Below are 23562 nucleotides of genomic sequence, written 5' to 3'. Positions count from 1 at the left end.
CTCGGTCTCAGCCCTCGAACAGCTGCTGGCCGAGGTAGCGACCAGGGCCGGGGACACCGGGTGGGATGGCGAAGACCGCCGAGCCGACCGGGGTCGTCCATTGGTTCAGCGCGTCGAATTCCGCCAGGCGCGCCTGGACCGGGAGGTACTGGGCGGCGATGTCGCGCTGGTAGGCGACGAACAGCAGGCCCGAGTTCGACACCTGCCCCGGCGCGGGGGCCTCGTCGTAGTTGAATCCCCGGCGCAGGAACCGTTCCCCGGCGTGGGTGTGCCTGGCCCTGGCGACATGCGACGACGGCGGGATGACCGGGATGCCGTTGCGGTCGACGGCGGCCAGGTCCGGCTCGTCGTGTTCGGCGGTGCCGGTCAGGGGAGCGCCGTTGGACACCCGGCGGCCGACCGTCAGTTCCCGGCCGTCGGCGTCGAGCTCGTCCCAGGTGTCGAGGTCCATGGCGATGCGGCGCAGCACCAGGGAGGAGCCACCGGCCAGCCACGGCGTCGACGTGCCGTCGTCCCACACCAGCCGATCGAAGTCGACCGTGCGCGGGGCGATGTTGACGGTGCCGTCGACCTGGCCCATGAGGTTGCGCATGGTCTGGCCGCGCGGCGCGTCCCGGAAACCGCGCTGCACCCAGCGCACCGTCACCAGCGACTTCACGTGCTTGGACAGCACCCGCACGGCGTGCGCGACCGTCGTCGCCTCCTCGGCACAGACCTGGAGCACCAGATCGGCGCCGGTATAGGCGGGTTCGAGCCGGTCGATGGGGTACGGCGGCAGCGGCCGCAACCAGCTCGGCCGCCGTTCGGTCAGGCCGACAGCGGTGAACAGCTCGGGGCCGAAACCGACCGTGATCGTCAAACGCGCGGGGCGGACGGCGAGCTCCGGTTCGGTGTCGGCGAGCGCGGGCCGACCCTGGGTGAGCCGGGACGCGTCGTCGGTCCAGATCCGGAGCAGCCCGATGACGTCCTCGCGGCCGACACCCGGCGCCAGGTCGAAACCGGCGAAGGCGACATGACCGGGCGGGGTCGTCTCGATGCCCGCCTGATGGACGCCGTAGAACGGGACGACCTCGAGCGCGTCGTCGCGTTCGGGTTCGCGCTGCGCGAGACCGGCCGCACCCCAGCCGATCCCGGCCGCGCCGACCACGCCCGCCGCCGCCGCTCCCCCGCCGAGCAATCGCCGGCGGGAGAGCTTGGTCTGCGGATCAGCCACCGTGCGAAGAGTTCTCGGTGCCCGGCGCGTAGTTCTCCTTGCCGCCGGCGAAGTCGCGCACCTGCGCGGTGACGACGGTGCTCGAGCCGTCGGCGAAGGTGAGGGTCAGCGAGGTTTCCGAGCCGGTGCGCAGCGGCTGCTTCAGGTCCATGAACATCAGGTGCTCGGCGCCGGGCTTCAGCGTCACCTCGCCGTGCGCGGGGATGGTGATGCCACCTTCCTTCGGGCGCATGGTCTTGGCGCCGGTGCTGTCCGGGACCACCTCGTGGATCTCGACCCGATCCGAGACGGGGCTGGTCGCGGCGACCAACGTCACCGGCGCGTCACCGGTGTTCTTCAGATTGCCGAAGGCGGCGGACATGCCGGAGTCGGCGGCCTTGATCCACTGGTCGCTCATGGTGATCCGGTCACCCGCCGCGGCGGGCGCGGCGGGCGCGGGCTCGGCGTCCGAGCAGGCGGTGGCGAAGACGGCGAGGACGGACAGCGCGGTCGCGGCGCCGAGCCGGCGGGCGGCGCGGGACGAACGCAGGAGGGTATGCGGGAATGCGGACACGGCAGATCTCCGATCATCGGGTGAGGTGAGGACCCGGACCGGCACGGCGAATCATCCGCCGCGTCGGCGGATGTCGGCGGCTACGCCGGAACGGGGTGAAGTGCGGTACGACCTGCGGCAGGCGGACCGCGCAGTCCGATCCCGGGTCGCCGGAGCAGTTGCCGCGCGAGGGCGCGCTCGTCGGCGCGGGGCAGCGGACACGGTCGCGCGGACGGGGCAGGCGGACCATCCAGCGCGAGGACCAGCCGTCGCACGCTGGTGATCGCCCGGCGCACCCCGACCTCGGCGGCGCGGATCGCGAGCGCGCCCCCCGGGATCGCCACCAGGTGGGCGACCAGCATGGCGGCGGAGAAGGCGTGGTGATGCTGGGCGTGTCCCAGCGACAGCGCGGTGTGCCCGACGCCTTGGCCGACGGCCAGCACGGCCATCGTCGCCAGCGGCGTGTTCCCGCGCGGCAGGGCCGAGGTGATGACGCCGATCAGCGCGCAGGCTGCGAGCAGCAGGGCCACCGACGATCCGCCGGGAACCGAGCTCGCGCCACCGAGTCCGTGCGCCAGGACGGCGACCGCACCGGAGGCGGCACCCACCGCGGCGCCACGTAAGCGCGCGGTGTGATCCCTCGGTGAACGCACCCCGCCATGCTACGACCATCTGTCGTAGTGACCGGGCGCAGGGCCTATGACCAGCGTCTCATCGATGCGAAGCGAAAGAATTCGACCGACGGCTTGACCTCAATATTTGTTTAGGTTTGATGATGGTCTCACCACCGAATGAGGGAGAACGACATGACCACCACCACCGCCCCCGCCACCCGCACCCTGACCCTGCCCGCGCTGTCCCGCCCCGTCGCCGTGCTGGGCGGCGTCGTCGCCGCCGTCGCGCTCAACCTGATCGTGTGGGCGATCGGCGCCGCGGCGGGCGGTGACTTCACCATGACCAACGCGGGGAAGGTCTCCGATGTCGCCCCCGGCGGGGTGGTCCTGATGTCGTCCGTGCCGCTGCTGATCGGCCTGACGGTCGCGGTCGCGGCGTCCTACCTGTGGACCGGCGTGCTGCGGGTCGCCGCCGTCGTCGGGTCGCTGCTGTCGATCGCGACCATCGCGCTGACCGTCGACGCCGACTTCGACACCGCCTCCACCATCGCGCTGTCGGTGATGCACGTTGTGCTGGTGCCGGTGATCGTGGTCGCGCTGGAAGGTGTGCGCCGCGGCATCACCACCGGATAGTCCGAACATGACGAAGGGCCCCACCGGAAACCGGTGGGGCCCTTCGCCGTAAGTCCTAGACCGAGCGGCCGAACAGCAGCTTCCACGGCATCAGCGCCGACTCCAGCTGCACCTTCAGGCTCATCTTCGACGCGCCGAGGGTGCGCTCCTCGAACCGGATCGGCACCTCCGCGATCGTGTAACCCTTCTTGATCGCGCGGTAGTTCATCTCGACCTGGAACGAGTAGCCGTTGCTGCGGATCGACGCCACGTCGATCGCGCGCAGGGTGTCGGCCTTCCACGCCTTGAAGCCGGCGGTCGCGTCCTTCACGCCGAGACGCAGGATCAGGTTCACGTAGAAGTTCGCCCAGGCCGACAGCGCCTTGCGGTACCACTTCCACTCCGCGGCGGTCGAGCCACCGGGGACGTAGCGCGAGCCCAGCACGACGCCGACATCGGCGGAGCTCAGCTTCTCCAGCATCGCCGGGATCACCTCGGCGGGGTGCGACAGGTCGGCGTCCATCTGGATCACCACGTCGGCACCCTCGTCGAGGGCCTGGGTGATGCCGGCGATGTAGGCGCGGCCGAGGCCGTCCTTCTCGGTGCGGTGCAGCACGCTCACCACGTTCGGCAGCTCGGCGGCCAGCTTGTCGGCCACCTCCCCCGTGCCGTCGGGTGAGTTGTCGTCCACCACCAGCACGTGCAGATCGGGAACCGGCAGTGCCGTCAGCCGCTCCACCGCCACCGGCAGATTTTCCCGCTCGTTGTAGGTCGGCACAACAACGGTAACCCTCAAGGGTCGCCCTCCCTGCTCACCTGGTTACGCTGCGCGACCCACCGAACGGGTGCGCGAGCATGTCATCGATTCGTTATGACCGTACTCGATCGACCTGACGCGAACCTGAGCGGCCGTGGCCGCGTCACCACAGCTGGCGGGCGTGGACCAGCGCGTCGACCACCAGGACCACGCCGAAAACGACGAACAACACCCGGACGACCGGCGGACCGTAGCGGGTGATCGCCCGCACCAGCACCCGATAGACCCGGCGGGCGCGCGGAGTCGTGCGCAGGGCCAGCGCCAGCACCACCAGCGGCACCAGCAGCGCGATCGCGCAGTACGCGACCACGATCAGCGGCCACACCACCGGCAGCGGACGCTGCGCCGACACCATCGCCAGCGCCGCCAGGTACGGCACCGAGGTCGGCACCTTCGCCAGCCCCAGCGTGACCCCGACCACCCCCATCAACCACGGATACTTCCGCACCGGCCGTACCCAGCGCCCGCCGCTGCCCATCGTCGTGTCCATCGGCAACGCCGCCACCACGATCAGCACCACACCGATCAGCAGCTCACCCCAGTACCGCAGCAGCGGCGTCAGCTCGAAGTCGAACAGCCGGACCAGGAAATCGATCCCCAGCACCGTGGCGATCCCGAACGCCACCGACACCGCGAACACGCCACCGAGAAAACTGAGCCCCCCGACCACCGGCGACCGCCGCGCCAACCGACTGTCCGCCACCACCGCCGTCGTGATCGCCACCAACAGCACATCCAACGCGTCGACCACCGCAAACCCGAGCAACGTGATCAGCAGGACACCCATGACCCCCGCGACCCTACTCGCCGGTCACGGTCGAGCCGACGACCGCCGACCTCGCGAAGCTGCGATCGAGGACGGCACGAGTGACAATGACCGGGTGAGACCGAACACTCCGGGGGAAGTGGCGACCTCCACCGCCGACGACGACGCGCGATGATCCGCGCGTTCGTTTTCGCACTCGACCCCACCGACGCGCAGGCCGATGCGATGCGGTCGCATTGTGGTGCACAACGCTTGGCCTTCAACTGGTGTCTGGCGCGTGTGCTGGCGAACTGGTCCCAACGCCGGGCCGAGGAGTCGTATGGCCTGGCGCCCGACGAGTTGACCCCATGGATCAGCGCCTCGGCGTACAGCTTGCGCAAGGCCTGGAATGCGGCCAAAGGCGAGGTGGCCCCGTGGTGGGCGGAGAACAGTAAGGAAGCGTATGCCTCCGGCTGCGCGAACCTCGCCACTGCGTTGAAGAACTACAGCGCCGGGCTCACGCGGCTACCTCGCTTCAAGTCGAAACATCGAACGCGTCCGACGTGCCGGTTCACCACCGGCGCATTCGGGCTGGGGGCCGATCGCCGACACATCAAACTGCCGGTGATCGGTCCGGTCCGCACCCATGAGTCCACTCGTAAGCTGGCGCGGAAGGTGGCCTGCGGGTCTGCCCGGATACGCTCGGCCACGCTGAGCTTCGGGAGGGGCCGATGGAGCGTGTCATTCTCGGTCGAGTTGCGGGACCCGGCCCCTCGTTCCCGTGCGGGGAACCGGACAGTCGGCGTCGACCTGGGGATCAAGTCGCTGGCCGTGCTGTCCACCGGCGAACAGGTGCCGAATCCACGACACCTCGACCGCATGCAGACGTCGTTGCGGCGGGTGCAGCGGCAGATCGCACGCCGACAGGGCCCCGATCGGCGCGGTGGTCTGATGCCGTCCCGGCGCTGGACCAAGGCCCATGCGCGAGCCGACACACTGCATGCCCGAGTCGCGAACCGGCGCCGCGATACACAGCAAAAGCTGACCACCCGTCTGGTTGCCGAGTTCGACACGATCGTCATAAGACATGTTCCGGATGCGGCGCGGCGAAAGCCAAGCTCGCCCTGTCCGAACGCAGCTACGTCTGCAAGGCCTGCGGTTACACCCTCGACCGGGACGTCAACGCCGCGAGAAACCTCGCCGCGCTAGCGGCCGACACCGTACAGTTGGTGCGGGAGCAGCCCGAAGGAACTCCTGTCGGACACGACCTCGTCGTGCAGGGAGACTGCCTCGGGAAGAGTCACTGACTCAACCTCGTCGTCGCAAGACGGCGAGTCGATGACCGGGACACATTGTCTGGCTTCATGGAACGGAAGACATCGTGGCGGAAATGTCATTCGACCCATCAGCGCTCGACGCGTATCAGCGCGCTGCTGCTCGGGTCGCGGATCTACTCGGAGAAGCGGCGACGAGCACGACGACGGCGGCGGGGGTGGACCTGTCGGGGCTCGGGGTGCTGGGGAAGGAATTCGCGGCCGCGTGGACGGCGGCCGCGGGGGCGCACGCGTCGACGTTGAGTACCGCGGGGAATCTGGTCAGCGCGTATCAGGACATCCTGAATCAGTACGGCGCCAACGTCACCGGGGTCGACAGCGGGCTGGCGGGCGACCTGGGCGCGATCGAGAGCGAGGTGGCGTGATGCGCGCGAAATCCCTGGTCACCGAGACCACACTGAGCACGATCACGCAGGAAGAGGCCGAGGCCAAGATCGCGCCGGTGGTCGCCCTGCTCGAGGTGCCGCTGCTGGAGCTGCGGAAATCGCTGGGCTCCAACACCTCCGCCGACCCCGATACCGACGTGGTCAACGCCCTGACCACGGCCAGCGCCGCGACCAGCGCCACCGAGGACCCGCACCGGCTCGGCCTGTACGCGCTGGAGTCGACCGATACTGCGGTGCCCGCCACCCCAGCCCTGCGCCAGACCGCCACCGAGGTGTCGGCGGCCGCCGACCGCGGTCATAAGCTCAGCACCCTGCTCGGCCAGGCGCATTCGACCCAGTCGACCGCGGCGGCCAAGGTCGACGCGATCATCGCCGACTTCCGCGCCAAGGCGAAGGCCGCCGCACCCGCGGTGAACGGCAACAACCTGGACGCGATCGTCGCGCTGGCGGAGGAGGCGATCCAGGAGGCCGTCACCGTCGTCGGGACCGCGAGCACCGAGATGGACGAGCACACCCGCAACACCAAGGAGCTGACCTCCGATCTCGGCGGCACCAACGGGGTCACCGTGCCGCCGGGCGCGGTCGAGGTGTCGCCGGGCGTCTACGTTCTCGGCACCGGCGGCACGTCGACGAACACCATCGATACCGACACGACCACGACCACCACCGATCCGGCGACGGCGGCGCAGATCGCGCTGCAGGAGGCGCTGATCGACGGTGGCGTCTCGCTGGGCACCGCGGCGATCGACGCGGGCGTCACCTTCGGCACGCATCTGATCGACAAGATCGCCGAGGTCGCGATGCACGGCATCGACAAGGGCGCCGAACTGGCGACCACCGGGATCGACACCCTCGCCGCGAATGTCACCGGCACGGGCACCGAGGGCACGGCGACCACGCCGGCCACGACGACACCGACGCCGACCAGCCCGTCCACCAACGGCGGCGGGAACTCCGGCGGCCTGTTCGCCGGGCTCGGCAACGGCGACACCACCACCAAACCGGAGACCTCCGGCGGCAACGGCACCGCGACCAAGCCCGCGCCCGCGGCGCCGACGACACCGGCGCCCACGGTGCAGGCGCCGGTCGTCGAGCAGCCCCAGCAGCAGGCCCCCGCCGCGCCCGCACCCGCGCAGCAGCAGCCGAGCCAGACCGGGGTGATTCCGCCGACGAGCCGTCCGCAACAGGATCAGGAGAGCGAGCGCCCGTCGGCCGCGCCCAAGCACGGGCAGCCGGGAGTCGTCCCGGCTACGGCGTAAGGGCGCCGGATGGACAACCCGTTCGGGGCCTATTTCGCCTCGCCCGCCGATCCGGCGCGCCGTCGTCCGCAGGGCAAACGGCGACGCCGGCGGCGGCGTGAGGCCGAGCCGCAGACCATCGGCACCAATCCGGAGACCTGGCCGCCACCGGAGCCGGAACACTACGACGAGGTTCCCGGCGCGCTCACCACCGCGCCGACCGAGCCGATCTATCGCACCGCCGCCGAGGAGGACGGGTTCACCGGCGACTGGAACGACTGGAACGACGAGGCGCCCGTCGAGGAACCGCCGCGCCGGACCGACGACGTCGACTGGAACGACTGGGCCACCGCCACCGCGACCGAGCAGAGCGGTGATCGGGTCGAGATGCCGGTGCTGCCGCGGCTCAAGGACTTCGGTGGTGGCGGCCCGATCGCGCGCAGGCCACGCAAGAAGTACGACGACGAACGCTACGACGATCCGCACGGCCGGGCGAAGGCCGCCGCCGCGGTGAAGGGCATCGTCGGCGCGCTGATCTTCGTGGTGGTGCTCGGTCTGGCGGCGAACATCTTCCTCGGCTCGGGCGACAAACCGGTCGCGGCGAAACAGGCCTCCGTCTCCGGTTCGCCGACCACGGGATCCACCGCGACCACCGTCGCCCCGCTGCCCGCGCACGCGGTGGCGGGCTGTGAGTCCTTCCGCAGCCAGTCCATCACGATCAGCGCCGAACGCGGCGACACCGCCACCCCGCAGGGCGCCATCCTCGGCTTCGAATACAGCTACTACGTCGACCGCGATGCCGCGAAGGCCCGCACCTACGTCACCGACGACGCTCACGTGGGCGACGAATCAGCCCTGGCCGCAGGCATTTCCACCTTCCCCACCGGCGTCAAGTACTGCATCCACATCACCCGCGCCGACTCCACCGACCCCACCGTCTGGAACGTCACCGTCCAGCAGCAGTGGCCCGGCGACACCGCCATCGAGAAGATCCAGCAGACCATGCGCACCGCCGAAGTGGCCCCCGGCCGCTACCGCATCACCAGCATCGACCACCGCCGCTGACCTCGCCCCCGAACGCAGAAATCCCCGCACCGATACTCGGTGCGGGGATTTTNGGCCCCCGGCCGCTACCGCATCACCAGCATCGACCACCGCCGCTGACCTCGCCCCCGAACGCAGAAATCCCCGCACCGATACTCGGTGCGGGGATTTTCTTGCGACCCTGACGGGACTCGAACCCGCGACCTCCGCCGTGACAGGGCGGCGCGCTAACCAACTGCGCCACAGGGCCGTGATGTATCGCTACATCGCGGGTGGACTGTACCCGGTGGAACGGTGTGGGCGGTAATCACGCAGGTGGGGCCCGCGAGGAAGCGTTGACATTGACGTCAATGTCAACGACACTCGGGCGGTGACCACGAGTGCGGCGCAGGAGCGGGCCCGGTCGGCCCGCAAGGACAGTGGTGGGCCGCGGCGGGGCGAATTGCTCGACGCGGCGGCGGGGTGTTTCGCCGAGCTCGGGTACGACCAGACCTCGGTGGAGACGATCACCACGCGGGCGCGGGTCTCGCGGGCGACGTTCTACGCGTACTTCTCCTCCAAAGACGAGGTGTTCCAGGCGATCACCGAGCGGGTGTGCGCGCGGTTCCTGGACGCGCAGCTGGTGGTCGACGTCGAGGTCACCGCGCCTGCGGAGGTCATCGCCGCCACCACGCGGGCGTTCGCGGAGGCGGTGTTCGCCAACGGCGCCCTGGGGACCTTGATCGAGCATCGCGCCGACGTGGACCCGGCGATCGGCGCGCAGTGGACCCGGATGCGGGAACGCCTGCGGCAGCGGTTCATCGCCTTTCTCGAACGCGTCGACGCCGAGGGCGCGATCGACCCGTGCGCGCCGCTGCCGCGCATCGTCGAAACCCTGTCCGACGCACTGCTCATCGGCGCCGCCCGCGTACGCGCCGACCAGCGCGCCGAGTTCGTCACCGACCACATCGCCATCGCCCACCGGCTGATCGGCTTCACCGAGCAACCCCACCGAGCTCCCTGACCGGCACGGTCGACGACATCGAGGACGCCCATGACCCTGTTGATCGCCAATCGCGGCGAGATCGCCCTGCGCATCATCCGCACCGCCACCGAACTCGGCCTGCGCACCGTGGCGGTCTACGCCGAGGACGACGCCGCCACTCCCCCTGTGCACGCGGCCGACGAGGCGATCTGCCTGACCGGCGCCGGACCCGCACCGTATCTCGACCATGCCGCGATCCTGGCCGCCGCCAAGGAATCCGGCGCCGAGCTCATCCACCCCGGCTACGGCTTCCTGAGCGAGAACGCCGAGTTCGCCAGGGCCTGCGCGGCGGCGGGCCACACCTTCGTCGGCCCCGACCCCGCCGTCCTTGACCTGTTCGGCGACAAGTCCGCGGCCCGCCGGAGCGCCGACGCCGCCGGCGTCCCCGTGCTGCCCGCCACCGCGGGCGCGAGCACGCTCGCCGAGGTCGGCGCGTTCTTCGCGGCCCAATCCGGCCCGATCATGATCAAGGCGCTGGCCGGTGGCGGTGGGCGCGGCATGCGCGTGGTGCGCACCGCCGCCGAGCTCGACGACGCCTACCGGCAGTGCGCCGCCGAGGCGGAGCTCGGCTTCGGCGATCCGGCGGTGTTCGCCGAGGCGCTGATGACCGACGCCCGGCACATCGAGGTGCAGGTCGTCGCCGCGGCGGCCGGCGACGGCACCACCGCGCTCGCGCTCGGCGACCGGGATTGCAGTGTGCAGCGCAGGCATCAGAAGCTGATCGAAATCGCTCCGGCGCAGGGTCTTCCGGACGAGCTGCGCCGTGGCCTGCACGAGGCGGCGGCCCGGCTGTGCGCGCGGGTCGGCTATCGCGGCCTGGCCACCGTCGAATTCCTGGTCGCCGGTGACCGTTTCGTCTTCCTGGAGGTCAATCCGCGCATCCAGGTGGAGCACACCGTCACCGAGGAGGTGACCGGGGTCGACCTGGTCGCGGTCCAGCTCGACATCGCCCGGGGCGCGACCTTCGACGCGCTGGGCCTGCCGAGCGGAATCGTCTCGGACGGAACCCGAGCCGAAGGGGAACCGGCCGCCGCCGACGGCATCGCCATTCAGGCCAGGGTGAACATGGAGACCATGGCGGCCGACGGATCGGCGGTGCCGACGGCGGGCACGCTGACCGCCTTCGCCCCGCCCACCGGTCCGGGCGTGCGCGTCGACACCTTCGGCCGACCGGGCCTCACCCCGAGCCCGCGCTACGACTCGCTGCTGGCCAAGGTGATCACCCGCACCAGGGGGAACTCCTTCCCCGCCGCCGCGCGCAAGGCGGCGACCGCACTGGCCGAATTCACCGTCGACGGCCTCCGCACCAACAGCGGCTTCCTGCGGGAAGTGCTCACCGACCGCCGATTCCAGACCGGCACCGTCCCGACCTCCTATCTCGGCGAGCACCTGGCCACGCTGGTCGCGGCGGCCGAGGCCGGGCAGCCGGAGCTCGCGGTCGCGGCGGTCGAGCTGTATCCGGGGCAGGAGGCGGTGCGGGCGCAGCTGGCGGGCACCGTGGTCGAGGTGACCGGCGAGGATGTCGAGATCGCGGCGGGCGGACAGCTCGTCGTGCTCGAGGCGATGAAGATGCAGCACGTGCTCGCCGCACCGGCCGCCGCGCGCACGGTCCGGGTGCTGGTCCGCCCGGGCCAGGTCGTCGCGCCCGGCGATCCGCTGGTGATCATCGCCCCCACCGGTGCCGACGCCACCGGCGCCGCGCAGGCCGAGCTCGACCCGGCGCGCGCCCGGGCCGACGTCGACGAGATCCGCGCGCGCCACCGCGTCACACTCGACGAAGCTCGCCCGGACGTGGTGGCCAAGCGACACCGGCTCGGCCGCCGCACGGCCAGGGAGAACATCGCCGACCTGGTCGACCCGGGCAGCTTCGTCGAGTACGGCGCGCTGGCCGTCGCCGCGCAGCGCAGCAGGCGCTCCGAGCAGGACCTGATCGCCAACACCCCCGCCGACGGCCTGGTCACCGGGTTGGCCACCATCGGCGCGGACCGCTTCGGCACTGCGGCCGCCGAGGCCGTGGTGGTCTCCTACGACTACACCGTGCTCGCGGGCACCCAGGGCAAGAACAATCACGCCAAGACCGACCGCGCCTTCGAGCTGGCCGCCCGCAAGCGGGTGCCGGTGGTGCTGTTCGCCGAGGGTGGTGGCGGCAGGCCCGGCGACACCGACGTGACCGGCATGGGTCTGGACGTGCCGACCTTCCGCGCGCTCGCCGCGCTGCGCGGGCGGGTGCCGCTGGTGACGATCGTGTCGGGCCGCTGCTTCGCCGGCAATGCCGCGCTGGCCGGGGTCTGTGATGTCATCATCGCGACGCCGGACGCCAATCTGGGCATGGGCGGCCCGGCGATGATCGAGGGCGGCGGGCTCGGCGTGTACCGGCCCGAGGACATCGGGCCGATCGAGGTGCAGCGGCGCAACGGTGTCGTGCACCTGGTGGCCCGCGACGAGGCGCACGCGGTCGCGCTGGCCAAGCAGTACCTCGGCTACTTCCAGGGCCCGGTCGAGGACTTCGAGGCGCCCGATCCGCGCCTGGCCCGGCATGTGGTGCCGGAGAATCGCCTGCGCGCCTATGACATCCACCGCGCGATCGAGGCGATCGCCGATCTCGGCTCGATCCTGGAACTGCGGCCCGACTACGGAGTCGGCGTCGTCACCGCGCTGGTCCGGGTCGACGGCGTGCCGTTCGGCCTGGTGGCCAACAGCAGTCATCATCTCGGCGGCGCCATCGACGCCGAGGCCGCCGACAAGATGGGCGACTTCCTGGGATTGTGCGAGTCGTTCGGGTTGCCGATCGTCTCCCTGTGCGACACACCGGGATTCATGGTCGGCCCGGACGCGGAGCGGACCGCGACGGTGCGCCGGTTCAGCGATCTGTTCGTGCTCGGCGCCCGGCTGACCGTCCCCTTCGGCACCATCATCCTGCGCAAGGGCTACGGCCTGGGCGCGATGGCGATGGCGGCCGGGCACTTCCGCGCGCCGAACTTCACCGTCGCCTGGCCGACCGGCGAGATCGGGCCGATGGGGCTCGAGGGCGCGGTGCGCCTGGGCTTCCGCAAGGAGCTGGCCGCCGTCGCGGATCCGGCCGAGCGCGAGACGCTGTTCGGGCAGCTGCTCGCCCTGGCCTATCAGCAGGGCAAGGCGCTCACCGCGGCGACCGGGTTCGAACTCGACGACGTGATCGACCCCGCCGACACCCGTGCCTGGATCACCACGCTGGTCCGGAATCGGCCGTGAGGTAGCCCCGGCACCGCCCCGCCGGGCGGTCGCACACCCATAAACTTGAAGTTGACGTCAACTTCTAATAGGTTCGCTGACAAGTCACCGCCGACCATCGGGAGCACCCCATGTCGCTGTTCGATCTCTCCGAGCGCGCCGAGAAATACCGCGCGGACCTGCTCGTTTTCATGGACGAGCACGTCTACCCCGCCGAAGCCGTCTACGACGAGCAGATGCGGGAGTCCGGCGACCCGCACTTCCAGCCACCGATCCTCGAGGAGCTCAAGGCCGAGGCCAAGCGGCGCGGTCTGTGGAATCTCTTCCATCCGCATCCCGGTCGCGGCCCCGGCCTGACCAACCTCGAGTACGCGCCGCTCGCCGAGATCATGGGCCGCAGCCATCTCGCCTCGGAGGCCTGCAACTGCAACGCCCCCGACACCGGGAACATGGAGGTGCTCGAGCTGTTCGGCACCGAGGAGCACAAGAAGAAGTACCTCGAACCGCTGCTCGACGGCACCATGGCCTCCGCGTTCGCGATGACCGAACCCGGCGTGGCCAGCTCCGACGCCACCAATGTGGAACTGTCGATGGTGCGCGACGGCGAGGAGTACGTCCTCAACGGCCGCAAGTGGTTCGCCACCAACGCCTTGCACCGCAACTGCAAGGTGCTGATCGTGATGGGCAAGACCGATCCGACCGCCGCGCCGCACCGACAGCAGTCGATGATGGTCGTCCCGATCGACGCGCCGGGCGTCACGATCGTGCGCGGTTTGCCGGTGTTCGGCTACCAGGAGCGCGAGGGCCACGCCGAGATCGATTTCACCGATGTCCGCGTGCCGGTGGCCGACGTACTGAAGGGTGAGGGCGAGGGCTTCGCGATCAGTCAGGCCCGGCTCGGGCCCGGCCGCATCCACCACTGCATGCGCAGCATCGGCATGGCCGAACGCGCGCTGGAGATGATGTGCAAGCGGGCGCAGTCGCGCGTCACCTTCGGCAAGCCGATCGCCGAGAACGCCAATATCCAGGACTGGATCGCCGAGTCGCGCATCGAGATCGAGATGATCCGGCTGCTCACGCTCAAGGCCGCGCACCTGATGGACACCGTCGGCAACAAGGAAGCCCGCACCGAGATCGCCGCCATCAAGGTGGCCGCGCCGACCATCGCGCTGAAGGTCCTCGACCGCGCGATCCAGGTGCACGGCGCCGGTGGCGTCACCGACGACTTCCCCCTCGCGATGGCATGGGCCCAGCTGCGCACCCTGCGCCTGGCCGACGGCCCCGACGAGGTGCACAAGCGCGCCATCGCGCGCCAGGAACTGAGCAAGTACCGCAGCAAGGAGAGCAACTGATGACCGGACTCGACCTGACCGGGCGCACCGCCATCGTCACCGGCGCCTCGCGCGGCATCGGGCTGGCGATCGCCCGGTCCATCGCCGCGGCGGGCGGGACCGTCGTACTGACCGCGCGCACCCAGGAAGCCGCCGACGCGGCCGCCGCGCAGGTGGACGGCACCGCCCTCGGTGTCGCCGCGCACGCCACGGACGAGGAAGCGGCTCGCCGGTGCGTCGAGCTGACCGTGGAGCGCTTCGGCAGCGTCGACATCCTGGTCAACAACGCGGGCACCAACCCCGCCTTCGGCCCGGTGACCGGCCAGGACCACGGGCGGTTCGCCAAGACCTTCGACGTGAACGTGTGGGCACCGATCCTGTGGACCTCGCTGGTCACCGCGGCCTGGATGGGCGAGCACGGCGGCGCCGTCGTGAACACGACGTCGATCGGCGGGCTGACCATGGAGCCCGACATCGGCCTGTACAACGCGTCCAAGGCCGCGCTGATCCATCTGACCAAGCAGATGGCGCTGGAGCTGTCGCCGAAGGTGCGCGTCAACGCGATCGCGCCGGGCGTCGTCCGCACCAAGCTGGCCGAGGCCCTGTGGAAGAACCATGAGGAGTCGGTCGCCGGCGCCACCGCGCTGGACCGGATCGGCGAGCCCGAGGACATCGGCGCCGCCGTGGCGTTCCTCGTCTCCGACGCCGCGAGCTGGATCACCGGCGAGGTCATGGTGATCGACGGCGGGCAGCGGCTCGGCGACGCGCCGCTGTTCCGGAGCGGAGCATCGCTCGGTGTCTGACACACGTGACGTCGTCGGGATCGACCCGGCCGTGGTGACCAGCTGGTTCGGCACGCTCGGCATCGAGTGGGCCGCACCGCTGCGCTTCGACCGGATCGGGCTCGGCCAATCGAACCTGACCTACCTGGTCACCGATGCCGAAGACCGGCGGTGGGTATTGCGCAGGCCGCCGCTCGGCACGTTGCTGGCCTCGGCCCACGATGTGGTGCGGGAAGCGCGGATCATCGCCGCGCTCGAGTCCACCGAGGTGCCGGTGCCGCGGATCTTCGGGGTGCTCGCCGATCCGGACGTGGTCGACGCGCCGCTGGTGCTGATGGAGTACGTCGACGGGCAGGTGGTCGACACCATGTCGATCGCGGAATCGCTCACGCCGCAGCGCCGCCGGGCCATCGCGGAATCGCTGCCGCGCACGCTCGCGCGCATCCACGCGGTCGACCCGGCCGCCGTCGGCCTGGCCGACCTCGCCGCGCACACCCCGTACGCGCCGCGTCAGCTCAAGCGCTGGAGCGGTCAGCTGGAACGGTCCAAGACCAGGGACCTGCCCGAGCTCGACGACCTCACCCGCCGCCTCGCCGCCGCGGTACCGGAGCAGACCGAAGTGTGTCTCGTGCACGGCGATTTCCATCTCCGCAACGTCATCACCTCGCGCGAGACCGGCGCCGTGACGGCCGCGCTGGACTGGGAACTGTCCACCCTCGGCGACCCGCTGGCCGATATGGGCAGCATGCTCGCCTACTGGGCAGAGCCGGGCGAGCTGATCGGCGGCGACTTCCCGGCGTCCGCGCTCGACGGCTTCCCGAACCGCGCCGAGATGTCGCGGATGTACCTCGAGCTGACCGGCCGCGACCCGGCCGCGCTGCGGTACTGGCAGGTCCTGGGCCTGTGGAAGCTCGCGATCATCGCCGAGGGCGTGCTGCGCCGGGCACAGGACACCCCCGCGAACAAGGCGGCGGCGGGCACGCCGACCGTCGAACGCATCGACGCCGTGGTGCGGCTGGCCCGCGACGTCGCCGACGGCGCCGGAATCTGACAGGAGATCATCATGAAGGCTTGGCAGGTGCGCGAACTCGGCGAACCGCGCGAGGTACTGCGGCTCGACGACGTCGACGACCCCGTCGCGGGCCCCGGCCAGGTGCTGGTGCGGGTGCTGGCCGCCCCGGCCAACTTCCCGGACGTGCTGCTGTGCCGAGGGCAGTATCAGATCAAGCCGCCGCTGCCGTTCACGCCCGGTGTGGAGCTGTGCGGCACGGTGGTGGCGGTGGGCGCCGATGTCACCCGGTGCGCGGTCGGCGATCGAGTCGTCGGCACCACGACGCTGCCCGGCGGCGCGTTCGCCGAACTGGCGGTCCTGGACGCGGACAACGTCTTTCCCGCACCGGCGGCGCTCGACGACGCCGAGGCGGCCGCGCTGTCCATCGGCTACCAGACGAGCTGGTTCGCGCTGCACCGGCGCACCCAGCTGATGGCGGGCGAGACGCTGCTGGTGCACGCGGCCGCGGGCGGCGTCGGCAGCACCGCCGTGCAGCTGGGCAAGGCCGCGGGCGCGACGGTGATCGGCGTGGTGGGCGGGCCGGACAAGGCCGAGTACTGCCGCCGCCTCGGCGCCGACCTCGTCATCGATCGGCACACCGAGGACTTCGTGCCGATCGTGAAGGAGTTCACCGGCGGGCGCGGCGCGGACGTGATCTACGACCCGGTCGGCGGCGACGCCTACGCCAAGTCGACCAAATGCGTCGCCTTCGAGGGCCGCATCCTGGTGATCGGCTTCGCCGGCGGCACCATCCCGCAGCCCGCGCTCAACCACGCGCTGATCAAGAACTACTCGATCATCGGTCTGCACTGGGGCCTGTACAAGCAGTACAACCAGCAGGCGATCGCGGACTGCCACGCCGAACTGACCCGGCTGGCCGCCGAGGGACAGCTGAAACCGCTGATCAGCGAGCGGCTTTCGCTGGCCGAGGTGCCCGATGGCCTCGGCAGGCTCGGCGACGGCAGCACGGTCGGTCGCGTCGTCTTCCAGCCCTGAGCGCTATAAATACTGCATGGACGACACCGACAGCGAAGGCGCGCTGCCCTCGATGGCGCGCACTTCGCTGCTGCGTGAACTACCCGCCACCCCGCGCGGTCTGCGGACGCGGGCGGCCCTGATCGACGCGGGCCGCAAGGTCTTCGAGCGGCTGGGTTATCTCGACACCCGGCTGGTCGACATCACCCAGGAAGCCAACTGCTCCTCGGGCACCTTCTACACCTATTTCGCCGGCAAGGAAGAGATCTTCGCGGCGATCCTGGAGCACGCACAGGAGGACATGCTGCATCCCGGTATGCAGCATGTGGCCGGTGACGACGACCCGGCCTCCATCGTCGAGGCGAGCAACCGCGCCTACTTCGAGGCCTACCGGCGCAATGCCAAGCTGATGGGCCTGCTCGAGCAGGTCGCCACGATCGATCCCGAGTTCAGCAAGCTGCGCCAGAACCGCGCCGACGCCTTCATCCAGCGCAACGCCCGCAGCATCGCCGACCTGCAGCAGCGCGGCCTGGCCGACCCGGATCTCGACCCGATGCTCACCTCCCGCGCCCTCTCGGGCATGGTCAGCCGCCTGGCCTTCAACTACTTCGTCGTCGCCGACGGCCACCTCGACGGCGAACCCCGCCCCCTGGAAGACATCGTCTACACCGTCACCCGCCTCTGGGTGAACGCCCTGCGCATGCCCACCCGCTGACGAGAAAATCCCCTCGACCAGGAACTGGTGAGGGGATTTCGTGGTGGCCAGGGCCGGGATCGAACCGGCGACCTTCCGCTTTTCAGGCGGACGCTCGTACCAACTGAGCTACCTGGCCGCAGGCACCCGTACTGAATGCCATACGCGAAGCGCCGGATCACTCCGGCGCTTACTTGCGACCCTGACGGGACTCGAACCCGCGACCTCCGCCGTGACAGGGCGGCGCGCTAACCAACTGCGCCACAGGGCCTTGCTGTACTACACAGTCCGAAGACTGTACCCCCTACGGGATTCGAACCCGCGCTACCGCCTTGAAAGGGCGGCGTCCTAGGCCGCTAGACGAAGGGGGCTCGTCCCGGATCTCTCCGGACCGGCTTTCAACGTTTCCGTTGGGAGCTCGCATAGCTTATGACAGGTGTGCGCAGACTTCCAAATCGGCTGGTCAGGCGCCCAAACCGAGGTCGTCCAGGCGCGCCTGAGAACGCCACCCGTCGCTGCGGAAGTTCTGGATCCACACCGGGGTCGCCATCGCCTCCACGATAACCTCCAGCACCTCGGCGAACCGGGCGCGCAGGTCGGCGGCCGACCCGTTGGCGATCGGGTCGACCAGATAGCGCTGGCCGGCCAGGGCCGCGGAGAGGGTGCGGGTGAAGCGATCAGGGTCGGCGTCGGCGCGCAGCTGCCCGTCGTCGATCGCGCGCACCGCCAGCACCCGGGTGGCCCGGCCGACGATGCGGCCGCCACCGTTGCCCGCGTCGCGGTGGAACTCGGGCTCGATCACGAGCCGGTACTCGGCCTGCACGATGGTGTCGTGCTCGAGCCGCAGCGCGATCTCGTCGACCATCCCGTGCAGGACGTCGAGCGGCCCCAGATCGGCGCGGGCCAGCCAGCGCTCCGCACAGATGCGGTAGCGCTCGACCGCGGTCTCCAGGACCGCGCGCGCCAGATCCTCCTTGGAGTCGAAGTGGAAGTACATCGCGCCCTTGGTCGCGCGCGAACCCTCCAGAATGCGGTTGAGGGATGCCGCGGCATATCCACTCTTCCCGAACTCGACGGCCGCGGACTTGATTATCGCCGCGCGTGTCCGGCGCGCCCGCTCTTGCTGCCGTGCCATGCTCGAAACGCCTCCGAACCTTCTCGTCGCTAACGATCAATAACCAACCGATAGCGCGAATTGTGGTTTTATTACATACTTTCGGTATGAAATCTCGCAGAAAAGCCGGTACCCCTCCGGCTGGTATAGTTCGCCTGCCCGAGTGCGCCGCAGGGGGTGCACACTCGGGCCCAACTACCTGTGAGAACCGCCTCCTCCTGCGGTAACGACTGCCCCTTTGCCGAAGATTCGCGCGCCCACCGCGTGTGCCCCGGCACTTTGAACCCTCGATGAATTCCGCGACACCGCACCCAGCACCGGGCCGTCGGATAACGCAGCACCCGTGATTGTTCCGAAATTCACCAGGCGATCACCGTACCCGCATTCCGCAGCCGACACGCGGCAAATGGAACACCCATCCGAACATCCGGTTCGGTTATCCAGTCCAGCAAACGAGGCGCAACCGAATTGGTTTCGTAAGCTACGAATTCCATAGGCGCACAGCCCGGTTGACCCGGCCCACCACCCGCGCGCGAACCCCCTGCTGTTCGCCCGCCGGTCGCGAGACCCGCGCCCACACCGGACCACCTCATCGGCCACGAAACCCCTGCTCATCGAAAACTGTTGCGATACAACAGTATTCGATACCATGCCGACGCCGGAAGCGCGAACGGTGATGGGTACCAGTTGTTTACCACGAATCGTCGGACTCCGACGGTTCGTTACCGGCGCCCACCAGCGCCGACCCCGGGCCGCGACGGGGCCGGGGACCGGTATTCGGCCCGACGGCACGGTGTCGGTTAGACTCCCCACCGCGCCCCTTTAGCTCAGTTGGTAGAGCTGGTGACTTTTAATCACTAGGTCGTAGGTTCGAGTCCTACAGGGGGCACCATGATTTTCCTGGTTGACCTGCGGGGATAGGCACTGCGAGCCATCGAGGCCGCCCGCAGGCCACGACTTCGCGCGGGTACCACCGCCGAGACATCCCGCCGACAACCACTCCCGAGGCTCGCTCGTCGAGATTCCCCGTGCGTGGACCCGAGGTCCGCCGGTGCGAGTTCTTGTGATTCCCGCCACGCTCAGCGGTGTCATCCTTCGTCCGGCCGGGGCGCAAGGCCAGGGCAGCCGGAGCGATATTCCAGGTCAGGGGAAACCCAATCCGCCCACTGCTGCCGACTCATCTCGAAAGTCAGTTTGTCGCACAGCAGGTCCGCCCAGGTGGTGGGACCGGGCCAAGTCCACAGGGCCGAGTTGTTGCCGAAGTCCTGACTCCTGGTGAGGACGCCCGAACCGTCCGCGTAGAGCCAGACGCTCTCGATCCAGCCCGGTGACCCGTGCAAGGGTTCGCCGAGGGGGTGGCCGTCGCCGAGGTCCCAGAAACGCAAGGTCTGATCACTGGAACCGGAGACGATGTAGCGGCTGTCGGCACTGATCGCCACGCTGCGCACCATCGCGGTGTGGCCTTCCATCGCGGGGCCGAGTTGCTCGCCGGTCCGCAGGTCCCACCGGCGCAACGTGGTTTCCTCACCGGTGACGAAGCGGGAACCGTCGGGAGCCATCGCCACCGACCAGATCGACGTCGCCTGGATTTCTTTGACGAGCGCTCCGGTGCGCAGATCCCACAGGCGGACCGAATCGGGGCTGTGCGTCAGCAGGCGAGTGCCGGTGGCGTCGAACTCGAGGCTGCTGAGGTCTGAGGTGTGGCCGGTCATCGGTTCGCCGATCGTGGCGCCGGTCTCGGTGTTCCACAGGCGTACGGTCCGGCCGTCGGTGCCGGCGAGAAGGCGACCGTCCGAGCTGAGTACGACCCCATCGGCATCGGGCAGCCCTTCGAACGGGCCGCCGACGGCGGCCGCGGTCTCGGTGTCCCACAACTGGAGGACGTTGGCCAGCGTGACAGTGGCCAGACGCGCACCGCCGGCATCGAATTCCAGCGCACTGACCGGCTCCGCGAAACCGGTCAGCGGGCGACCGATTCGCGCACCGGTCGCGGTGTCGTAGAAGGTGACGGTCTTGTCCGGCCCGGCGACCGCGACCAGACGGCCGTCTCCACTGAGCGCGGCGCGGGCGCCGGAGCCGTCGGGGAAGTCCACCAGAGCGAGACTGCCGCCGGTCTGCGTGTCCGTCAGCCAGACCGTGGCGGTCCCCTCTTCCATCTTCACGAACCGCCGACCGTCCCTCTCGAACGCCAGCACGGGACCGAAACCCGGCTTGGGGGATCCCGCTGCCTGCTGCCAGGGAGCGCCGAGCGACCCGGAACCAGGGGTGCCGACGTTCCACACGCGCATCGTTCCGTCCCACGCCGTGGAGGCCAGGCGCCGGCCATCAGGACTGAAGGCCACACCCATGACCATCCCCGCATGGCCGGTCAGCGGCTGCCCTTCGGCACGCCCGGAGCCGACGTCCCACAGCCGGACCGTGTTGTCGGACGACCCGGATGCCAACGTGCTGCTGTCCGGACTGAACGCGACGGATTGGACCGCATTGACGAGCACCTCGTTCCCGACCAGCGGTGTGCCGACAGGCTGACGTGTCCGCGCATCCCAGAGCAGCAGCGCCGTACCGAATTCGGGCGCCACTTCCGCCGCCTTGGCCGATCCGACGCTGCCGGACGCGATGCGCCGGCCGTCGGGGCTCCACGCGACCGATTTCACCGGATAGGTGTGTCGGCGCAGGGTCTCGGGGCCGTCGCCGGGGGCGTCGACCTTCCAGATCCGCACGGTGGTGTCCTCGCCGCCCGAGACGAGGTCGCGCCCGTCCGGGCCGAATGCCACGGAGTGCACCGGTCCGTCGTGGCCGGTGAAGACCGTCGTCCGGCCGTCGGCGATATCCCACCACCGGATCGTGCCGTCCTTTCCGGAGGCTGCCACCGACCCGCCGTCCGGCGAGAAGGTGATGCTGTTCGGGGCCGTGTCGTAACCGGCCAAGGGCGTGGCTACGAGCCTGCCCGTCTCGACGTCCCAGATCCGGATCGGGCCGTCACCGGTGGCGGCGGCGATCCGCCGACCATCCGGGCTGAACGCCGCGGCGAACAGCGCGCGTGATCCGGGCGACGGCGCCTCGAAGTCCCGATCGATCCGAGATCCGGTCGCCGCGTCCCAGAGCCGCATCTCGATGCCGATGGTCAGGATTCGGTCGCCGACCGGGCTGAACGCTATGCCCATGTCCGGCTTGACCGTCCGGATGTAGTCGCCAAGCACCCCGACGTCCTCAGGCAGGTAGAGCGGATCGTAGGGCTTGCCCGTCTGCACGATCTTGTCCACCGCCACTTCGGCATTCAGCGTCCGCAGCAACGCTCCCTCGTCGAAGTCGGGCGTGATCTGGCGCGCGGCCAGCGTCTGCTGGATCGCGCGCACGTCGTCGCGTGGTCGGGCACCGCCCAGCATCGACTCGGTGTCGGAGATCAACCGCAGCCCGATCGCCTGGTTGCGTTGGCGCACCGCCTCCTGCTGGCGGTCGATGGCGATGAACGCGGCGACCAAGGCGAGGACGGTGAGCAGCACCAGCCCGGCGACGGCGGCGCGACGCAACCGCCGGAATCTCCGCTGTTCCCGCAGGTCCTCCCCCGCCAGTTCGTATTTCGGCTTGCCGTGGATCGGCGCCGCCAGGTCGGTGAGCTTCTCGCGGAAGAGCGCGGCGCGCGGGTCCCATGGGGCGTCCTCGGTGACGTCGACGTAGAGGGGCTCGGTGGGCAGTGACCCCGGCTGGGTCAGGACCGGTAGCGCCACGGTCGAGCGCGCGGGGTCGAAGCGGTGGGTGTCGCGGTCCCACTTCACCTGTCCGCCGGCGACGACGAACAGCAGCTGATCCGGTCCGCGGGTGCGCAGCCAGTAGCCGATCTCGCGGTCGACCCACTCCGACGCAGCCGAATGCGGGGACAGCACGACGATGCAGTAGCGGGCCTGGTCCATCGCCTCGGCGACCTTGCCCCACAGATCGGGACTGGCGGTCAGGTCGGTCGCGTCGCGGAACACACGCAGGGCGTGCAGGCGGCCCACGCGGCGGCCGATGCGGTGCAGACCGCGCTGGATGCCGGCGGCGATCGCGCGGTCGGCGTGCGAATAGGACAGGAAGGCGTCGTAGGCCGGAGGCGGCGCCGGACTCGGCGGCGGATCCGCCGCGATCATCGTCTGCTCGGCCATCGTCCTCACTCCCAACGCCCTTGGCTCGTTTTCTCCACGGTCCGACTTCGGCGGGCGCGGGGCACGCGTACCCGGCTACTCGGGTTCGGCGGCGGCCGACTCCCACGGGGCGGATGGCCAACGTCACGTGGCGACGCGCCAGACGCAGACGCCGCCGAAACCCCCGGTTCCGCCATCTCGGTCCCCTACCCTGAGCCCGACCCGGGCACTACCGGGCCGAGCACGCGCAGCGTGCGACTACCTCGACACAGGCGGAGCCGATGACTTCCTTCGATGACCTGCTCTCCCAAGTACCGATCGCCCAGATCGCCGACCAGCTCGGCGTCGACCAGGCGACCGCGACCAACGCCGTCCAGGCCGCGCTGCCGACGCTGCTCGGCGGGCTGCAGGCCAACGCGGCCGAACCGCAGGGCGCGGCGTCGCTGCTGGGCGCGCTCGACAACCACGGCGGGCTCGTCGAGGGCGAGGGCGCCGTCGATCTGCAGCAGGTGGACGTCGCCGACGGCGAGAAGATCGTCGACAACGTCTTCGGCGACGAGAAGAACACCGTCATCAGCGCCCTCGGCGGCACCGGCGGGACCGGCGGCAACGACCTGATCGGCAAGCTGCTGCCGATCCTGGCGCCGATCGTGCTGGCCTATGTCGCCAAGCAGCTCACCGGCGGTGGCGGCGCGGCCGCGCCCGCGCCCGCCCCGCAGCCGCAG

At 70.0% G+C, this 23562-nt stretch carries 21 protein-coding genes and 5 tRNA genes; 15 read left to right on the top strand and 11 right to left on the bottom strand.

Annotated features, from left to right (window positions below; all coding sequences use genetic code 11):
* Nucleotides 1-7: 7 nt before the first annotated feature.
* The 3 genes from V8688_RS15060 to V8688_RS15050 all read right to left on the bottom strand — a co-directional run bounded on the left by V8688_RS15060 (nucleotide 8) and on the right by V8688_RS15050 (nucleotide 2398).
* On the bottom strand, nucleotides 8-1213 hold the full coding sequence (locus V8688_RS15060; protein WP_342801058.1) for a Dyp-type peroxidase: 1206 nt from the start codon (nucleotides 1211-1213) through the stop codon (nucleotides 8-10).
* Nucleotides 1206-1766 carry a copper chaperone PCu(A)C gene (locus V8688_RS15055; protein WP_308248423.1) on the bottom strand — a complete coding sequence of 187 codons (561 nt, stop codon included), beginning with the start codon at nucleotides 1764-1766 and terminating at the stop codon, nucleotides 1206-1208. The genes V8688_RS15060 and V8688_RS15055 overlap by 8 nt, the downstream gene beginning before the upstream one ends.
* Nucleotides 1767-1846: 80 nt before the next feature.
* On the bottom strand, nucleotides 1847-2398 hold the full coding sequence (locus V8688_RS15050; protein WP_342801057.1) for a hypothetical protein: 552 nt from the start codon (nucleotides 2396-2398) through the stop codon (nucleotides 1847-1849).
* A gap of 153 nt (nucleotides 2399-2551) precedes the next feature.
* On the opposite strand from V8688_RS15050, the gene V8688_RS15045 reads away from it, so the two are divergent.
* The gene (locus tag V8688_RS15045; RefSeq protein WP_342801056.1) at nucleotides 2552-2992 is read left to right on the top strand and encodes a DUF6069 family protein; all 441 of its coding nucleotides are present in this window, start codon (nucleotides 2552-2554) and stop codon (nucleotides 2990-2992) included.
* A 55-nt stretch (nucleotides 2993-3047) separates the two neighbouring features.
* Here the strand turns inward: V8688_RS15045 and V8688_RS15040 are convergent, their stop codons facing one another.
* Together V8688_RS15040 and V8688_RS15035 are read right to left on the bottom strand one after the other, a co-directional pair.
* Nucleotides 3048-3767, bottom strand: coding sequence for a polyprenol monophosphomannose synthase (locus V8688_RS15040; protein ID WP_255587442.1), 720 nt, complete (start codon nucleotides 3765-3767; stop codon nucleotides 3048-3050).
* Nucleotides 3768-3891: 124 nt separating this feature from the next.
* Complete coding sequence (locus tag V8688_RS15035) at nucleotides 3892-4575, bottom strand: GAP family protein (RefSeq protein ID WP_218717523.1); 684 nt, start codon at nucleotides 4573-4575, stop codon at nucleotides 3892-3894.
* 150 nt (nucleotides 4576-4725) lie between these two features.
* Between V8688_RS15035 and V8688_RS15030 the strand changes: the two genes are divergently transcribed.
* From V8688_RS15030 to V8688_RS15010, 5 genes are all read left to right on the top strand, one after another.
* On the top strand, nucleotides 4726-5742 hold the full coding sequence (locus tag V8688_RS15030; protein ID WP_342801055.1) for an RNA-guided endonuclease TnpB family protein: 1017 nt from the start codon (nucleotides 4726-4728) through the stop codon (nucleotides 5740-5742).
* Entirely contained in the window at nucleotides 5658-5840 is a 183-nt protein-coding gene (locus V8688_RS15025) for a transposase (RefSeq protein ID WP_255587452.1), read from the top strand. The genes V8688_RS15030 and V8688_RS15025 overlap by 85 nt, the downstream gene beginning before the upstream one ends.
* A gap of 83 nt (nucleotides 5841-5923) precedes the next feature.
* Nucleotides 5924-6232: a hypothetical protein gene (locus V8688_RS15020; RefSeq protein WP_218717525.1), complete on the top strand. Its 309-nt coding sequence runs from the start codon at nucleotides 5924-5926 to the stop codon at nucleotides 6230-6232.
* Nucleotides 6232-7512 (top strand): hypothetical protein, encoded by a 1281-nt coding sequence (locus tag V8688_RS15015; RefSeq protein ID WP_342801054.1) that lies wholly within the window; start codon nucleotides 6232-6234, stop codon nucleotides 7510-7512. The genes V8688_RS15020 and V8688_RS15015 overlap by 1 nt, the downstream gene beginning before the upstream one ends.
* 9 nt (nucleotides 7513-7521) lie before the next feature.
* The gene (locus V8688_RS15010) at nucleotides 7522-8556 is read left to right on the top strand and encodes a hypothetical protein (RefSeq protein WP_218717527.1); all 1035 of its coding nucleotides are present in this window, start codon (nucleotides 7522-7524) and stop codon (nucleotides 8554-8556) included.
* Nucleotides 8557-8711: 155 nt separating this feature from the next.
* On the opposite strand, the gene V8688_RS15005 is transcribed toward V8688_RS15010, so the two are convergent.
* Nucleotides 8712-8785 (bottom strand) — tRNA-Asp (locus tag V8688_RS15005).
* 120 nt (nucleotides 8786-8905) lie between these two features.
* Between V8688_RS15005 and V8688_RS15000 the strand changes: the two genes are divergently transcribed.
* The 7 genes from V8688_RS15000 to V8688_RS14970 all read left to right on the top strand — a co-directional run bounded on the left by V8688_RS15000 (nucleotide 8906) and on the right by V8688_RS14970 (nucleotide 17623).
* The gene (locus V8688_RS15000; RefSeq protein ID WP_342801053.1) at nucleotides 8906-9538 is read left to right on the top strand and encodes a helix-turn-helix domain-containing protein; all 633 of its coding nucleotides are present in this window, start codon (nucleotides 8906-8908) and stop codon (nucleotides 9536-9538) included.
* 30 nt (nucleotides 9539-9568) lie between these two features.
* Entirely contained in the window at nucleotides 9569-12790 is a 3222-nt protein-coding gene (locus V8688_RS14995) for a carboxyl transferase domain-containing protein (protein ID WP_342801052.1), read from the top strand.
* A 110-nt stretch (nucleotides 12791-12900) separates the two neighbouring features.
* Nucleotides 12901-14121 (top strand): acyl-CoA dehydrogenase family protein, encoded by a 1221-nt coding sequence (locus V8688_RS14990; RefSeq protein ID WP_218717530.1) that lies wholly within the window; start codon nucleotides 12901-12903, stop codon nucleotides 14119-14121.
* On the top strand, nucleotides 14121-14903 hold the full coding sequence (locus V8688_RS14985; protein WP_316573445.1) for an SDR family oxidoreductase: 783 nt from the start codon (nucleotides 14121-14123) through the stop codon (nucleotides 14901-14903). Before V8688_RS14990 ends, V8688_RS14985 begins: the two co-directional genes overlap by 1 nt.
* Nucleotides 14896-15933 carry a phosphotransferase family protein gene (locus V8688_RS14980; protein ID WP_342801051.1) on the top strand — a complete coding sequence of 346 codons (1038 nt, stop codon included), beginning with the start codon at nucleotides 14896-14898 and terminating at the stop codon, nucleotides 15931-15933. Before V8688_RS14985 ends, V8688_RS14980 begins: the two co-directional genes overlap by 8 nt.
* A gap of 12 nt (nucleotides 15934-15945) precedes the next feature.
* Nucleotides 15946-16929 carry an NADPH:quinone oxidoreductase family protein gene (locus V8688_RS14975; RefSeq protein WP_218717532.1) on the top strand — a complete coding sequence of 328 codons (984 nt, stop codon included), beginning with the start codon at nucleotides 15946-15948 and terminating at the stop codon, nucleotides 16927-16929.
* A 16-nt stretch (nucleotides 16930-16945) separates the two neighbouring features.
* Nucleotides 16946-17623: a TetR/AcrR family transcriptional regulator gene (locus V8688_RS14970; protein WP_342801050.1), complete on the top strand. Its 678-nt coding sequence runs from the start codon at nucleotides 16946-16948 to the stop codon at nucleotides 17621-17623.
* Nucleotides 17624-17664: 41 nt separating this feature from the next.
* Here V8688_RS14970 and V8688_RS14965 read toward each other — a convergent pair.
* The 4 genes from V8688_RS14965 to V8688_RS14950 form a co-directional block, all read right to left on the bottom strand.
* Nucleotides 17665-17741 (bottom strand) — tRNA-Phe (locus tag V8688_RS14965).
* Between the two features lie 58 nt (nucleotides 17742-17799).
* Nucleotides 17800-17873: transfer RNA gene (locus V8688_RS14960), tRNA-Asp, on the bottom strand.
* A gap of 27 nt (nucleotides 17874-17900) precedes the next feature.
* Nucleotides 17901-17973: transfer RNA gene (locus tag V8688_RS14955), tRNA-Glu, on the bottom strand.
* Nucleotides 17974-18065: 92 nt separating this feature from the next.
* Nucleotides 18066-18737, bottom strand: a complete 672-nt coding sequence (locus tag V8688_RS14950) for a TetR family transcriptional regulator (RefSeq protein WP_218717534.1) — start codon at nucleotides 18735-18737, stop codon at nucleotides 18066-18068.
* Nucleotides 18738-19532: 795 nt separating this feature from the next.
* Here V8688_RS14950 and V8688_RS14945 point away from each other — a divergent pair.
* A tRNA-Lys gene (locus V8688_RS14945) sits at nucleotides 19533-19608 on the top strand.
* Nucleotides 19609-19804: 196 nt separating this feature from the next.
* On the opposite strand, the gene V8688_RS14940 is transcribed toward V8688_RS14945, so the two are convergent.
* Nucleotides 19805-22858 (bottom strand): TIR domain-containing protein, encoded by a 3054-nt coding sequence (locus tag V8688_RS14940; RefSeq protein WP_342801049.1) that lies wholly within the window; start codon nucleotides 22856-22858, stop codon nucleotides 19805-19807.
* Nucleotides 22859-23118: 260 nt separating this feature from the next.
* Here V8688_RS14940 and V8688_RS14935 point away from each other — a divergent pair.
* The coding region (locus tag V8688_RS14935) for a DUF937 domain-containing protein (protein WP_342801048.1) at nucleotides 23119-23562 on the top strand (444 nt) is incomplete at its 3' end.

The organism is Nocardia sp. No.11, from assembly GCF_038752175.1.
Classification (GTDB): Bacteria; Actinomycetota; Actinomycetes; order Mycobacteriales; family Mycobacteriaceae; genus Nocardia; species Nocardia canadensis.
The sequence above is the reverse complement of the archived record's forward strand: the minus strand, read 5'-3'. Positions and strand labels throughout refer to the sequence as shown.